General features: G+C 35.2%; 9 protein-coding genes. 2 read left to right on the forward strand and 7 right to left on the reverse strand.

Translation table 11 applies throughout. The annotated features are described in order from the left end of the window. Positions 1-137: 137 nt before the first annotated feature. Both bla and ACUXVC_RS16060 read right to left on the reverse strand, forming a co-directional pair. Positions 138-1,088, reverse strand: coding sequence for a class A beta-lactamase (gene bla / locus ACUXVC_RS16055; RefSeq protein ID WP_089171408.1), 951 nt, complete (start codon positions 1,086-1,088; stop codon positions 138-140). 308 nt (positions 1,089-1,396) lie between these two features. Next, complete coding sequence (locus tag ACUXVC_RS16060; RefSeq protein WP_000022543.1) at positions 1,397-1,825, reverse strand: DUF5412 domain-containing protein; 429 nt, start codon at positions 1,823-1,825, stop codon at positions 1,397-1,399. Positions 1,826-2,375: 550 nt separating this feature from the next. On the opposite strand from ACUXVC_RS16060, the gene ACUXVC_RS16065 reads away from it, so the two are divergent. Then, positions 2,376-4,487, forward strand: coding sequence for a TerD family protein (locus tag ACUXVC_RS16065; RefSeq protein WP_142947126.1), 2,112 nt, complete (start codon positions 2,376-2,378; stop codon positions 4,485-4,487). 211 nt (positions 4,488-4,698) lie between these two features. Here ACUXVC_RS16065 and cypD read toward each other — a convergent pair whose 3' ends face one another. Both cypD and ACUXVC_RS16075 read right to left on the reverse strand, forming a co-directional pair. Beyond that, positions 4,699-7,896 carry a bifunctional P-450/NADPH--P450 reductase gene (cypD, locus tag ACUXVC_RS16070; protein WP_095690569.1) on the reverse strand — a complete coding sequence of 1,066 codons (3,198 nt, stop codon included), beginning with the start codon at positions 7,894-7,896 and terminating at the stop codon, positions 4,699-4,701. Between the two features lie 734 nt (positions 7,897-8,630). After that, positions 8,631-10,109 carry a DHA2 family efflux MFS transporter permease subunit gene (locus tag ACUXVC_RS16075; RefSeq protein ID WP_000005138.1) on the reverse strand — a complete coding sequence of 493 codons (1,479 nt, stop codon included), beginning with the start codon at positions 10,107-10,109 and terminating at the stop codon, positions 8,631-8,633. A gap of 427 nt (positions 10,110-10,536) precedes the next feature. Between ACUXVC_RS16075 and ACUXVC_RS16080 the strand changes: the two genes are divergently transcribed. Further along, the gene (locus tag ACUXVC_RS16080; protein WP_113303928.1) at positions 10,537-11,130 is read left to right on the forward strand and encodes a hypothetical protein; all 594 of its coding nucleotides are present in this window, start codon (positions 10,537-10,539) and stop codon (positions 11,128-11,130) included. 380 nt (positions 11,131-11,510) lie between these two features. On the opposite strand, the gene ACUXVC_RS16085 is transcribed toward ACUXVC_RS16080, so the two are convergent. The 3 genes from ACUXVC_RS16085 to ACUXVC_RS16095 form a co-directional block, all read right to left on the reverse strand. Continuing rightward, positions 11,511-13,301: a S9 family peptidase gene (locus ACUXVC_RS16085; RefSeq protein ID WP_144465644.1), complete on the reverse strand. Its 1,791-nt coding sequence runs from the start codon at positions 13,299-13,301 to the stop codon at positions 11,511-11,513. A 290-nt stretch (positions 13,302-13,591) separates the two neighbouring features. Continuing rightward, positions 13,592-14,014: a hypothetical protein gene (locus tag ACUXVC_RS16090; RefSeq protein ID WP_001167092.1), complete on the reverse strand. Its 423-nt coding sequence runs from the start codon at positions 14,012-14,014 to the stop codon at positions 13,592-13,594. A gap of 223 nt (positions 14,015-14,237) precedes the next feature. Further along, a complete protein-coding gene (locus tag ACUXVC_RS16095) occupies positions 14,238-15,233 on the reverse strand; it encodes a D-cysteine desulfhydrase (protein WP_095690566.1) in 996 nt (331 codons plus the stop codon). Positions 15,234-15,505: the final 272 nt, after the last annotated feature.

Below are 15,505 nucleotides of genomic sequence, written 5' to 3' on the forward strand. Positions count from 1 at the left end.
TTACTTAGTTAATAAACTTAATAGAGATGGTTTCTATCTTCTTTCTTTACTTAAGACGATCTTTTGTAAAATACACAAAAAGACCGTCACAGTATTGTGACGAAAAAACAAGAAAATTTCAATAACTAATACTATTATTATTTATTTTTAGCTTTTAAGACACCCAGCGCTATTTTGGTTGCTTCTGCAATAAGCTTATCATCGTATTTAGCATCCTCTTTATCATGATTAGAAAGTATCGCAAGAACAATTGGCTTTTTATTTGGTGGCCAAATAATTGCGATATCATTTCTGGTTCCATAAGATCCCGAGCCCGTCTTATCAGCTACTTCCCATCCTCCTGGAACTCCAGCACGAATTAAGTTGTCTCCCGTAGTATTCCTTTTCATCCAATCTATTAATAAATCCCGTTTCTCAGTTGAAAGTACATCTCCTAGCGTGAAAGCCTGAAGACTAGTAGCTAATGCCTTTGGGGTACTAGTATCATGTACGTCTCCTGGATGCACTTCGTTTAACTCTGGTTCAAAACGTTCAGGATTTGTAACGGTATCTCCTATTTCTCTCAGTGATTTTTTGAATTCACTAGGTCCACCTAATTGTTTAAGAATAAGATTTTGCGCAGTATTATCACTATATCGAAGGGAAGCATCTGCAAGCTCTTTCAGAGTCATACCCCTATCAACATACTTTTCTGTAATTGGATTGTAATTAACAAGATCTTCACGAGTATACAAAACTCTTTGATTTAGATCTTCTATTGATTTCTTTTGTAAAAGTACTCCCACAGCTAAAGCTTTGTGGGTAGATGCGTATGCAAACCGTTTATCTGATTGATACGTAACAGTTTGATTCGTATCAGTGTCCAATGCATAAATACCGAGTTTAGCATCAAATTCTTTTTCAAGTTTAGCAAAAGAATCATTACCAGTAGTTTCTTGTTTGGTTTGATTTGTTTGTTTTGTTTGTTTAGGTAATTCAGACTGAGTATTGCCATCGGAACAGCCTATAAGCGTTGCACATGAAAGAAATACTACAGGTACCATCTTTTTGTAATGTAAAAAGTTAAAAAACTTGTTTAAGACTATCATACATTTTCAACCTCTTTCAAGAATATATAGTTTTTCTAGGTGTTATACATATCGATACAATTAAAGAGTGTATCGGATATCACTCTTCTTGCATCTCACTTTTCATCAAATGATTGAACTATCATGAACACCTGTTTTATACGTATACTTAATAGACAACCTAAGTAACAAGTTTGTTCCATTTTTATCAGTAGTCGTATCTAGAAACCTAAAAGAATCCATTTAGAAGATTTAAATGGACTCTTTCACTCATATAATACTATCTATAGTTAAACAAATAAGATTAAATACATTTAAATTTTCTTGTTTTATCTACTAAACTGTTTAGGCATTTCTTTAACGTGCTTATCATCATCACGCCAATCATAGGTTTCTTTCTGCGAAACATCTAAAGTTTGATCTCCAATTCTAACAATATTCTTATTTACCCATTCAATATATGGATCGGTATCTGGATAATTCCAATATATATTTTTCTCTGAATCTGTATCAAGGTTAACTAATTCACCCCTAACAGCATCCGCACTTAATGATCCTGCATTATGAAAATAAGTCTTGATGAGATATTTTCCATCTGGAGATTTCACTGTTCGAATTAATTCCCCTTTTGGAACACCTTGCAAACTAAAAAGTTTCCAATATCCAAATCCAATTATAATTACTAACATAGTAAGTATAGTTAGTAATACTTTTCTTTTTGTTTTTTTAATTTCACCTTTTGTATTTATAATACTCATTCAACTCCATTCCATAATATATCAAAAATAAAAATCCTCTGTTAATACGGGATAAACATGAAAATTCCCATTTAGGAAAACTTTAAAAAATCAGACAGTATACTTGAATTGCTCTCCGCAAGAGAATATACTAATAAAGCAGGCTATGACGTTCCTTCCTTCTAACTTCTTTGGCGAAATAGGGATGTTACTTTCCTGCTAAACACATAGGCTATGACAATTCTTCCTTCTTTGTAGAAATTTCAAATTGTTTTAGAGTTGTCAATTTCCTATGAAAATAATTAGACTATAAAACCTCTTTCTTCTTTGGGATTGGATAAACTTTAGTTTATCAACCATTGATGTAGAGGTTTTCTTTTCTTAATTAACAAATTACCACTTAACAACTAAATGTTATACCCCTAATTTTTCACTAAAAAATAGCTTTATACCCTCAGTGCATTTCTCTACAATTAGTGTGTTTATGCATGTAAAAATAAAAATCTACCACTGAAAGGAGGACAGTCAGACTATTCCCCTCTTTTATAAGGAGTGAATAGCTGGCGTTCTCATGAAAAATTCTATTTACATAAGAAGAAGTTTGAAAGTAATTATAAAAAGAGAAGAAAATAAACTACCGAACATGTATTTAGCCACTGTTTTAAAAAACTTGGAAAGTTTAGGATTTACTTTTTCCGAGCCTTTAATAGAAGAGTTGCAAACACTTTCGGTTGATGCATTCACATCGTTTTACAAAGAGTTGGTGAAACATTTAAAAGAAATGGTTGGTGCACATATTCAGTTTACTCCTATGTATCCAAACTTTCCGCAACAAATGATGGATTTAAGTGACGCTGATTTATACATCAATGCCGTTATTCATTATGTGACGTTGCGCCTACCTGTATCAAAAGTAGAAGAACGACTCCCTCTTTTAGATAGCGTTGATTTGAAAGTTATTGACTTAGGAAGTGAAGAAGATTTCAATCAAATGATTTCTCAATTGATTAGTGCAAACAGCTCTATTTCCTCAACTGATAAGACAGATGTAGAATGGGCTATTACACACACTGAAGATGTTTCCTGTTTTCTACCTAATGTAATTCCTCATAAGGAAAATATGTCTTTTATAATTGGGGTTTTATTAATAAACAGAAAAATATCAGCCGATGCTGCTGCAAAGTATTTTAAAACAGCAACTGATGTTCTTCGCCTTGCAGTTGCTTTATCTGAAGGTGATGTGAGTTTAGCATCCTCCGTTCGATTCAAGAAGTTTAACCGAGCCGAAAGACGCTTCCTTTTAGGATTGTTAGAGCAATGCGGAAACATTACCGAAGATATGATTCGATACAAAAAACGTTGGATTCGTTTAGGTGAAATTCTTCATCCAGCAGAATATCATACTCGTTTCCCAAAAACCCACCGAGCATTTGAGATGCTTCGCAACAACATTAAAGTTGAAACATTTAATGGAAAAATAGAAGCAGCTTTGTTGAATCATGATATCATGACAGCGAAAAATCTTTTAAAAACTCGCCCGGGGGAATTTGCCAGACGTTTGGATCATTTAATCCGTTTATGTAGTAATAAGTCAACAGATGTTTTCAATATTCTCGAAGATTTTCTAAGTATAATAGGAAACGTTTCTACTCCTGTATTACTTCAACTCACGGCTCATTTTAAGCATCGAAATGATAAAAATGAATTTCGTACCTTTTTTCCAAAGGGCAATGTAGCAAAAGCTATAGGTATTGAAAATACACTTCCATTTATCTCAGAGGATATTTGTTTAATGATTGTAAAAATGTGTGAAGATACTTTAAAAAATCGCTTCACGGAACTTCCAAGTCTTGGAAAAGTATTTTTGGATGAACAGTTAAAAAATCACTTAGTTCCCTTCTCTCAACGTTCAGCCAGCAAAGCGCTTCGCACATTATCTCGAGGAAGTAAAGTAGATTTGCCGGAAGGAGATACGATTCGTTTTTTCCTATGGTGGAAAGAAGGCTATGTGAATGGACAACATACAGGACGCGTTGACATTGATTTGTCTGCTGCCATGTACGACGAAGATTGGCAATACAAAGAACATGTATCCTTCACGAACTTACGTTCAAAAAATTTCAAAGCCTACCATAGCGGAGATATTACTTCTGCACCAAAGGGAGCATCTGAATTCATTGATTTCGATATTCCGTCTGTGCTGAAATATGGTGGACGCTATGTAGTTATGACTTTGCTTTCTTACACAGACCAACCATATAAAGATTTACCAGAATGCTTTACTGGTTGGATGGTTCGTCAATATCCTGGTTCAGGTGAAGTATTTGAACCTTCTACTGTTCAAGATAAAGTGGATATTACTGCCGACACCCAAATCTCTATTCCAGTTATTTTAGACTTAAAGGAACGAAAATTGATTTGGACAGATTTGTCTCTTACAAGAGATCTAACTTATGATAATACCATCGAAGCTAATCAAAAAGGTATGATACTAGTTGGAAAGGCTTTAACTAATTTAGTTAAACCGAATTTATATGACTTGTTCCGATTACATATTGAAGCTAGAGGTGAACTCGTTCAAGAAATCGAAGAAGCAGAAAGCATTTTTTCTTTGGATAAAGGGATTACTCCTTTCGATATCGAAAAAATAATATCTGATTTTATTGCTGACCCACAAGACTAACTACATTACAAACATTGATAATGTGTGGAAAATATCCATGTATAATGTCTATGTGAAACAGGACCTGATAGATGCATATCAGGTCCTGTTTTTTATTTAGTAGATACTAAATAGTCCGGTTAATCACTATCCATCTAAATACACTATACTAATAAAGTGAAATTTATTCGAAAGAAATTCATTAGTTAATACGTAACTAATTAAGAAACATTCATATACCAGCCCAAACATCTTTTCCATATCGCCCTTCATCTTGCACACGATCCAACCAATTTCTTGCTTCTTGTTCACTGACTTCATGAATTTCTTGATATGCTTGACAAAGGGTATCTTCTACATCCGGAGCCATTTTACTTCCATCACCACATATATAAAGATGAGCTCCAGTATCTAATAACGAAATTAAATTGATTCTATCTTGTTTTATTAAATGCTGTACATATGTTTTTGGATGTCCCTCTAGACGAGAAAAAGCTGTGTGTAAAGAGATTAATCCATCTCTTTCATCATTTTCTAATTCTGTACGATAGAGATAATCTTTTTCAGGATGACGACAACCAAAATATAGATGCGCTTGTCCTAAGTTAATACCTTTTTGCTTTTGAACACGACGCGCTTGCAAGAATCCACGGAATGGTGCAATTCCAGTACCTGGCCCAACCATAATAATTGGTGTTTCTGGATCTTTAGGTAATTCAAAGTTTGATTGTGGCGTTCGAATGAAACAGATAATCTCATCTTTATTATGACGCTGAGCTAAGTAATTAGAAGCGACTCCTTCATATGTCCCTTCCCCACTCCATGCAGGCGCATTAACAACACCGACCGTAATGCTCAGACGATTGTGTGCAACGAGTGGAGAGCTTGAAATAGAATAGTAACGCGGTTTGAGCGCAGGAAGAAGTTCTAAAAAGCGTTCAAATCGGATTTCACAAGCCTCATACTTTTCAAGAAGGTCCAACATTGAAATCCGTTTCTTTAGTATTTGTTCATGGTAAACTCCTTCTTCTAATAATGCTTCCAATTCTTTTTTATGAGGAGGACATGCTGTGAATGTTACCATTTCTCGTATTTGTGCTCGAGTGGCAGCTTCTTGAACTTCAACACTATAACTAAGAAGGTCCAATAAACTAACAGGACTGTCTAAAGGTATGTGATTTATACTTCGTCCACTTGCACTCAGTATAACTTGATCCTTCCCATTTAACCCAAAACGTTTTAAAATTCGGTTGATATTTTTCTCGCTATTAACTGGCAACACTCCAAGGTGGTCTCCTTCTTTATATGTAGCGCCTTCTGGCAAAGATACCTCGATATGTCGTGTACTTCTATCACTGCTGGGTGATTGGAGTTCACGATTTTCTAGTATAGATGCATAAACTGCTTCATATGTTCGTGCAAGAGGAGATCCTCCAAGACGACTGACAAATTGTAGACTCAAAGTACTGCGCTCTTTTTCCATATTTTTGTTGAGTTCCAATCCAAATGCCTTCATCGCATCAGACCACATACTTTGTTTCCATTGCTCAAGCTGTTCCTCGAAATCACCACTTGCATCTGCTTCTCCGCGTTTAGAAAATCTTGTTGCTCCTTTTTGAGCCATCTGCTCATCAATGTATCTTGGAATCCGTTGGTAGGTACTAGCCCAATTATGATCTCCACAACCAAAAACTGCGTATTGAACCCCTTTTAGCTCATCTGGTTTTAGTTCCTCCAACCATTGCACAAACTGCCCTGCATTACTTGGCGGTTTTCCATTATAAGAAGAAGTCACAATAAGTACCGCTCCTTCTTTTGGCAAACTTCCAATTCGATCGTTAAGAGCTCCCACTTCCGTTTGAACTCCTTCTAAACTAGCTGTATCTGCTAATTCTCTTGCAATACCTTCTGCTACACCTGTATCCGAGCCATACAGAACAAGAAGTGAAAGATTATCGGCCCCAATAATAGAAGGTGTCTTCTGGACGTGTTGCTTAATTTCATCGTTTTTCAGCTTGTCCTCTGTAGGTGCAAGAACAGTAGGATGACTAATAGTTTGTTTTCGGGGTAGAATCCTAATCTTAAAATCACCGGGCTTTAGCGTTAATGTTTGTTTTACGTCCAGCTGATAGTTTTGATAATCGATTAATTCAAAATGTTGAAGAAGCATTCCCATTACAAGAGTGGCTTCATGAAGTGCAAATTGCATACCGATACATGCTCTCTGGCCATTTCCAAATGGCTTATAAGCATGATGAGGAACCTTATCCAGCTCTTCAAATCGTTCAGGTTGGAATTCTTCCACATTGTCTCCCCATGCATCTTTATCCCTATGTAGCTGTGGAATAAGAACAGAAATACGATCTTCTCCTTTCTTAATTGGGTATTTCCCGCCAATAACTGTATCTTCTTTTGCATAGAGACTGAATGCTGGAGCGGTAGGCCATAGACGTAGCGATTCATTTAAAATCATCCGTATATACTTCAGTTTCATAACTTGTTGGTATGTTGGAGTAGGATCTGTCAAAACACGGTCTACTTCTTCATAGGCTTTTTTCAACTTATCCGGATTCTTTAATAAAAAGTAAATTGCAAAAGATAACAACCCACTTGTTGTCTCATGCCCAGCTATTAAAAAAGTGATAATTTGGAAACGAATGTTTTCATCATCTAGTTTTTCACCAGTTTCCGGATCTTGTACATTTAACATACGGGAAAGTAAATCATTTTCTTCCTGTTCTCCACTATTTTTACGTTCAGCAATAATATTATCTACTAAAGAAAACATAGATTGGATATCATGCTGAAATTGACGTTTCGTTCTCCACATGAGTTTATCTTCTATATCCAGTCGCTGTAATTGATGCATCGCCTCATCTAGAGCACGGGTCATGCTAGTAATAAAAGGATGAGAAGTCTCACGATAAAAGCTATTAAATCGGTAATTAAAACCACATAGACCAATTGTATCTAACGTAAGACGAGTCATATCCTCCGGAACATCTACGTTTTCATTCGGATTAAGCCGTGCCCATTTTTGAACGAGTTGTACAGCAATATCAACCATCATGGCATGGTAATCTTTCATTGCCCGTTGGCTAAATGTAGGCATCAAAATATTATGAGCTTTTTTCCAGTTAGGCTCGTGAGTCTCGCTAGTAAATAATCCGTCTCCAGCAAAGGCACGAACTTTTGCTAAAGCACCCTCTATACTTTTATCGAACCGTGTTTCGTCACAAACTTCTGCTACCAATTCATGTCCAGAAACGACAATGATGGTATCACTTAAAGTTTGAATTTGAAAAATGGGACCATACTCTTCCGCTATCTTGATAAAGGATAGGGTCGGTTTATCTTTATCGATTAATGGGAGATTACCCAGCGGTCCATATGTTTTCGGCTGAGGAATGGCAGATACTTTTTTTTCCATTTAAAACACCCTTTCAAAAAAGCATGAAATAAAGTGAAACTTTAATCAGTGGGGGTTTTGTTCATCCCCCACTGATTATTAGTTGAACCAATCGGGCTTTTACAGGCAGTTGGTCCCCCACCTAACTTCTTTGCTTCCGCTAAATTTTGAGGTGGGGGTCTTACTGCCCGTTAATTCGGGATAACATATCCCATTTAATAAAGAAGAAATAGCAACTAATCGCCTGGGATAAAGATATGTAATTGATTACCTTATTTTATCTTTTCCCTAACTATTCATGATTATGATATTGCGTATAAGCTTGGCAATTAGATTTATAACTTGTAGAAAAATAATAAATTAAAATGAAGCGAATAAATATAATTGGAGCCTTTTGATGTTGGTGTTAAAAGATAATCTAAACTTGTAATGTTTATGAGAAATTGCAAACGGATCTCATCTCTTGTATTTGTTTATAAAAACGATTATTTTGATTCATTTTCTTCTAAAACACCCCAAAATAGAGAAGTTGACGAGCTTAAGATTGTAGTATTCGAAAAATCAGTAGTTTAGTTAAACCAATACGATAAGCAAGTATACCGTGTTACTAATGAAAGAGGACCTGATATGAACATCAGGTCCTCTTTTACTATATAATTATTTCCCTGCTTCTTTTAGTTCTTTTCCAGCTTTAAATACCGGCACCTTAGCAGCAAAAAACTTGTAGGAATCATTATCAAGCGTTTTATTCTTCTCTACCGATTTAACTTCTCGACAGCTTCCGCACTTGTATCTACACGTTTAACGAAAAAAACTAATAGTAGTGCAACAACATTCATGCCAAGCGCTACATAGAATGAATATTGAATTCCAGATAATAAAGCCTTTTGAGTTACTATTGCCTTCGTAGTTTCTGTAAAGGTTGTTGGATCTATATGAGACATTAAACTTTCAGCTTTTGTTTTTGTTACAGAGTTCATAATCGTAACAAGAATAGCAGTACCAATCGAACCGGACACTTGTTGAGCCGTATTATTAACAGCTGTACCGTGCGGATTTAAGCGAGTTGGTAATTGATTAAGACCATTTGTCATAAGTGGCATCATAACCATCGCCATCCCAAACATCCGCAGTGTGTAGATAAGAATAATATGTGTGTGACTAGAGTCAATTTGCAGACTTGCCAACATATAAGTTGAAACAGCTGTAATGGAAAGCCCCACTATGCCAAGAATCCGAGGACCATATTTATCAAATAGTTTACCTGTAATTGGTGACATAATCCCCATTATAACCGCACCTGGAAGCATCATCAGCCCAGAGCTCAGCGGCGAAATACCACGGACGTTTTGTACATAAGCTGGTGTTAAAATCATACCCGAAAACATGGCTACCGCGTTAACAATTGCAATTACAGACGCAAGTGCAAACATTGGATACTTGTAAACACGTAAATCCAATAACGGCTCATCCATTTTTAATTGACGAATAATGAAAGCAATTAGGGCAATAGCGCCTATGATTAAGGTTGTTAAGACAACTTTATTTGTCCAACCATCGGAGCTTGCAGAACTGAATCCATATAACAAACCGCCAAAACCGACAGAAGATAATAGTAATGAGAGATAATCAAGTTTTGCATTTTTGTTTTGTTTCATGACATTCTCAGATTTCCAAATCCCTAACAGTAAGCTAATGATTGCTAACGGTAAAATCATTTCAAAAAGCAAACGCCAGTCATAATACTCTACAATATAACCTGATAGTGTCGGCCCAATTGCTGGAGCTGTAATCATAACTAGTCCAAAAATCCCCATTGCTGTTCCCCTTTTTTCTCTTGGAAAGCTTACTAGCATAATATTCATTAACAAAGGTCCCATAACTGAAGAGCCTGCCGCTTGAACCATCCGACCAGTAAGTAATAAACCAAAGTTAGGTGCTACAGCCGCTAAGGCAGTACCAAGAATAAAAATCACCATAGATGTAATAAATAGGCTCCTATTCGAGAAACGCGTTATTAAAAATGCTGAGGCCGGAATTAATATACCACTTACAAGCATATACCCTGTAGAAAGCCACTGGATCGTTGAATAATCTTGAATGTTTAAATCTTTCATTATTGATGGCAAGGCTACATTTAAAAGGGAGTTATTTAGAAATGAAACAAATGCCCCAATAAAAAGGATTACAAGCATTACATATGGTGGTTTTCTTTTATGTAATGTTTCACTCATATATTTAATTGCCCCTTCATTATAAATTTCATTGATTCGTTTAAATCGTTTACATATTTGCACAAGAAAACATTACCCTTACAGTATTTTGCCAAACTCTTCGAATGGATATTCTCTTTTTAACAATTCCACTTGCTCAACATACCATTTTAAAATCTTTTTGTTGATGAAACCTTTATAAAAATATTTGTTAACGGAATTTAAATTAGGCTGAAATACAAAAAAGAAGCAACTGAAAATCCCCTTCTAAAATAAAGTGAAACTTTACATCAATGGGAATTTTACAGGCAGCGAGAAAAATCAAAAAGACTACGCACCCATTCCTTTAAATACAGGCTTGTAGATCTAGTTATGTAACCATCCATAAAAAGGAATATTACATAGGCTAAGTCTAACATTACATTTTTAAAGTGAGGAGAATAAGCGTATGGACCAATATTGGTATTTGAATTCAAAGGGAAATGGGCAACAATATAATAACCAAATTTCATTATATTCACAGCCCGAAATAACTACATCTGAGGTAATGAATGATTTGAAGATTCCTGAGAATTGGAGTTACCGAGTCTATCCAGTTAGTTGGGATTCATCAGCCAATTATACGGGGTTCAATCCCCATCCCCCTCTCTTCTCTTGGGGGCAGCCAATTAATTATGCAGGGATAATGCCCCAAGGTCATCCTGCTAATTGGACTCCATTACCAAGTCATGCAGGTTTTAATTTTCAAAAACCTCCCTTCCCCTGGGCGCAACCATTCAATCATACAGGGATGTTCGCACAAGGTCATCTTGCAGCTTTACTATCGCCGCCAGCCAAGCCTTTTCATTTCAATACCAATAACTCGGGTATTTTTGGAAACCCTCCAGGATGGGGTGGTCCGTGGGCCCCAATGGGATGGGGAAATAACGGAGGTAACGGTCAGCTAGGAATGCTTGGAAACTTACTTACAGCAGGAAAAGGCACCATGAGTGGAATAGGAATGATCAGTAGTCTAATCGGGATGGGGAAGTTCTTCTTTTAGTTAATTAAAGTGATAGAATTGGTCCGCAGCTCAGACATTCCAACAAAATATTTCATTTTCCATTGATTTAATGTTTTCAAACATGTACTCCTCAATATATTTATTGTGTGCTTCCAATACTCCATCCAAGTTCGTCTCCTTGTCTTTCAATTTATAAAAAAATCTGTTGCAACTCTTTAGACAACAATTCCAGTTCATAAAAAATTGATAAGTTCATAACAAAAACGCCATCTCTTCCTTTGATTCTAGGGAAAGAATAGCGTTTTTGTTACGTAACAATTAAGTTGTTTCATTCTTATTTATTCAATAATTTCATTGTCATTTCTCTGCATTTTTAGCCTGATAGCGATATGATCATAACCCGTAAAATGCCATTTCTTTTACTTATGCTTTGCTAAAAATTCTGTTATGCGACGATATACATATATTTCATTTTCTTTTTTGGAAAATCCATGCCCTTCATCGTCTAATACTAGGTATTCTACATCTACTCCTTGTTCTTGCAACGCTTGAAAAATTTGATCCGATTCTTCCTTTACAACTCGTGGATCATTTGCCCCTTGGATGATAAGGAGTGGTTTATTCATTTGATTTAAGTAAGTAATTGGTGAATCTTGTATAAGCTTATCTTTATCATTATTAATATCACCTATTAAATTAACTGCGAGCGGTTTCCAATTTTCAGGCATAGATTCGATAAAACTAAATAAATTGCTAGGTCCAAAAATGTCAATGGCTGCACGGAAATACTCTGAATGACGCCCGTGAAGCAATAAGGTCATATATCCTCCATAACTACCGCCCATAACAAATAATTTATCAGGAGTTGATATCCCCTGTTCAAATAACCATTCGATCCCTGCTACACAATCTAAACGCGGCGCTTCTCCCCAATCACCTTCAATCATTTTTGTAAACGTTGAACCATATCTTGTACTACCTCTAAAGTTTGGCGCAAAAATATTATATCCCTGCCTTAATAAATATTGAAATAATGCTCTGAAATCTTTCGTCTCAGCACTTTGTGGACCACCATGAGGCCAAAATATTGTATATCCGTTTTGTACTTCTCCTTTCGCCCGGAATAATAATGCTTCTATGTTTAACCCATCAAAAGAGGCATATGTTATAACATCCGGTTCAACAAAAGAAGATTCAGATAGACCAATAACATAGTTTTTTGTTAATGCTGCCCACTCTGTATCTCTATTCTTCTTGTAATAGATGTTTGCTGTTTTCGTCGCACTTTCACCTAGTAAATATAAATTTTCCGATTTTGTAATTTCAATTTGACTTATCGTATCTACCGGAGAATTCAATAGAATTAACTCTTTTTTATCCCATACAAATTTATATAACCTATCTGTAACACCTTTCGACGAAACAATGTAGCCATTTTTTGTTTCAGCATGCCATTTTATATCGGATATATCTTCCTTCTCTATTTTACAGATTGGTTTGAATTCCTGTTTATTTAAATCAAAAGAAGCTACATAGGAAAACTCTTCTTCATAATTTGTAACGAAAATCACTGTATTTTCATCAATATAAGAAATGGAGCCTACAGTATGTTCTTTCTCACTGGAAGGTACTAAACAAATAAGTTCTTCTCCTTTTTTTACATATCCTACATTATATGTATTACTATATGACTTTAAAACAATGTAACTTGATTCATTCGGACTTACTGCCTCTACATATGTAGGTGTCTCCACACCAGTTAACAACAGCGTATCTTCTTTTGTGCGTATATTATAACAACGAGAGTTTAAGAACATTGGGTTATCTTTACTTGTGACATAGTATAATCGTTCCCCATCCTCTGTTAAATGCACAAAGTAATCCTTTTCTGTCTCTCCTGCTGGAATCAATTCAAGCAATCCACCACCCTCTGGTTTTAATGCATAAATATGATAATTTTCATCCCCATCTTTATCAAATCCAGCTAAAATAAATCGATTTAAAGAATCCATTTTAATAAAATTGCTTGATTGATTACAATATGTTAAGGGATAAGGGGATAAATTAGGTAAATTCATCGCCCATAAATTAGAATGACCATTTAAGTTTGTACTAAAAATTAATTTCCCTTCATCTTCACTAACTGTAAACCTACCAATACTATAGGATCTAAAAAATTGTTCAGCATCTTCCATAGGAAATTGAATCATCTTTCTTCCTCCACTCTACCTTATATCTAAAAATTCAGAACATCTTATATATAAAGATTCTACATTTTCCTATTTATCCCTTTTGGGTTTTATTTAGATTTACTTCTACCTTCTACTTCTTCTTATTAACATTACATAACGATGCGGAGAGTTTTTTAAACAACTCTTCTTTTAGCAGTGAATATATTCTTTACTATTTCACGATTACTTCTCATTCGATATTTCTCACTAATTATCCCTCAAAGCGAAAAATAAGTGGGGAATTAGAGAGCAAAATCTACCATATACTTTTATTCAGCTAACTTCTCACCAGTAACAATCTTCATAAAAGCAGCTGCGTCTTTCTCTGCTAATTGAGCGTACTGATTGTCCCCCGCCATTATTTCTACTTTATCCTTATTAGGACTAATCCACATTTGATATAAAACAGCTTTCGCTTCTATTTTCGGATTTTTAAACTGAAAAACAAACTGATAATCAGCTGAACGAGACATTTCCACCTTTTTATTTTCAAAGTTAGTATCATTTAATATTTTCTTTACTTGCAATACTTTATTCTTGTCTGTAATTACCTTCAAATCCTCATAATGATTATCACCAGCATGTTTTTGCACTTCGATTGTTTGATTATGATTTCCTATATTATTTGAACAGCTGGTTACTACAAATAAACAAATCACGCTGAAGACTAAATACAAATTTCTAATTTGCATAGCGCTCTCCGCCTTTAGTGTATATAATAGTTCACTTCCATTACGCTTTTAAAATGTAAAATAAGAATACACCCCATAAGCCACAAATAAGATTAATAGAATAGAAATGCCGAGTACCGTATATATGATCCATTTTAAATTTGAGTTCATATAATCCTCCTCCTACTTCCCGACAATTCCAGTATATAACAAAAAAGCATTGGTTACCCAATGCTTTTTACACTTACGCAAATAGAGACGTATTCGCATATAAAGCTGGTGAACCACCTGAATGTACGAATAAAATATTGTCTTCCTTATTAAAATTACCTTTTCTAATTAAGTCGATTAATCCCGCTACTGCCTTACCTGTATACACTGGATCAAGTAAAATACCTTCTGTTTTCGCAAGTAACTGAACTGCCTCTACCATTTCTGGCGTTGGTAACGCATAGCCTGGCCCTACATATTCATCAAAGCACGTAACAGCGTCGCGCGGGATAAAGTTTGGAATACCAACGTGTGCTGAAGTTTCATCTACAAGTTTTGCTACTTTCTCTTCTTGCTCAGCTTTTCCTCTACTTACATTAATTCCAATTACAGGAATATGACTTTGCGTTCCAGAAAAACCAGTAATTAAACCAGCATGCATACCGCCGCTACCACTTACACAAATAACTGAACTGAAATCAATTCCTTGCTCAAATGATTGCGCCATAATTTCTTGCGCACAAGCAACGTATCCCATTGCGCCTGTAGGGTTTGATCCACCAACTGGAATTACATATGGTGTATTTCCTTTTTCACTTACTTCTTTTGCTACTTTATGCATTTCTTCCATCAGGTCTGCTCCGTTCGGTACAACAATTACATTTTCAGCACCTAATAAGTGATATAAGAAATAGTTTCCGTTAAAGTCTCTCTTCTCTTCTGGCTCAAGCCCTTCCTCTAATACAAGAATACATTTCATTTTTTCTTTTACCGCAGCAGCAAGTGTCAGGCGGCAATGATTTGACTGAATACCACCAGCTGTAATTAACGTATCTGCACCATTTTCCTGTGCATCTGCAACTAAAAATTCTAATTTTCTCGTCTTATTGCCACCGGCTGTTAAACCAAGTAAATCATCTCGTTTAAAATAAATAGTCGGACCACCAAGTGCTTCAGAAAAATTGTTTAACTTTTCAATTGGTGTATATGATTCTGTATATTTTTTTCTCGGGAATTTAGCTAAATTCATTGTAACGCTCCTTTTGTACTTCTTTCGCAATATATGTAACGTTACTATTATTACACGTAAAAATGGTGAAGTCATCTTTCTCGGTTAAAAATGTATTAGAATTTCATTTTGATAAGTAAAACCGTATTAATGATTTTAACTTAATTACGGTACATGAAATTTATATCAACGATTTTTTAAATATATCGTTCATTACTTACAATATATCAACGATTTTTCAAATATATCGATCGTAACTTGCAGTATATCAACGATTTTCTTAATATATCGAT

The sequence above is a fragment of the Bacillus sp. N6 genome (assembly GCF_052805735.1).

What these genes read in the sequence shown, in the direction of transcription:
- bla (WP_089171408.1), bottom strand. Translation starts at nt 1,088, where the DNA reads ATGATAGTCTTAAACAAGTTTTTTAACTTTTTACATTACAAAAAGATG.
- ACUXVC_RS16060 (WP_000022543.1), bottom strand. Translation starts at nt 1,825, where the DNA reads ATGAGTATTATAAATACAAAAGGTGAAATTAAAAAAACAAAAAGAAAA.
- ACUXVC_RS16075 (WP_000005138.1), bottom strand. Translation starts at nt 10,109, where the DNA reads ATGAGTGAAACATTACATAAAAGAAAACCACCATATGTAATGCTTGTA.
- ACUXVC_RS16085 (WP_144465644.1), bottom strand. Translation starts at nt 13,301, where the DNA reads ATGATTCAATTTCCTATGGAAGATGCTGAACAATTTTTTAGATCCTAT.
- ACUXVC_RS16080 (WP_113303928.1), top strand. Translation starts at nt 10,537, where the DNA reads ATGGACCAATATTGGTATTTGAATTCAAAGGGAAATGGGCAACAATAT.
- ACUXVC_RS16090 (WP_001167092.1), bottom strand. Translation starts at nt 14,014, where the DNA reads ATGCAAATTAGAAATTTGTATTTAGTCTTCAGCGTGATTTGTTTATTT.
- ACUXVC_RS16095 (WP_095690566.1), bottom strand. Translation starts at nt 15,233, where the DNA reads ATGAATTTAGCTAAATTCCCGAGAAAAAAATATACAGAATCATATACA.
- ACUXVC_RS16065 (WP_142947126.1), top strand. Translation starts at nt 2,376, where the DNA reads ATGAAAAATTCTATTTACATAAGAAGAAGTTTGAAAGTAATTATAAAA.
- cypD (WP_095690569.1), bottom strand. Translation starts at nt 7,896, where the DNA reads ATGGAAAAAAAAGTATCTGCCATTCCTCAGCCGAAAACATATGGACCG.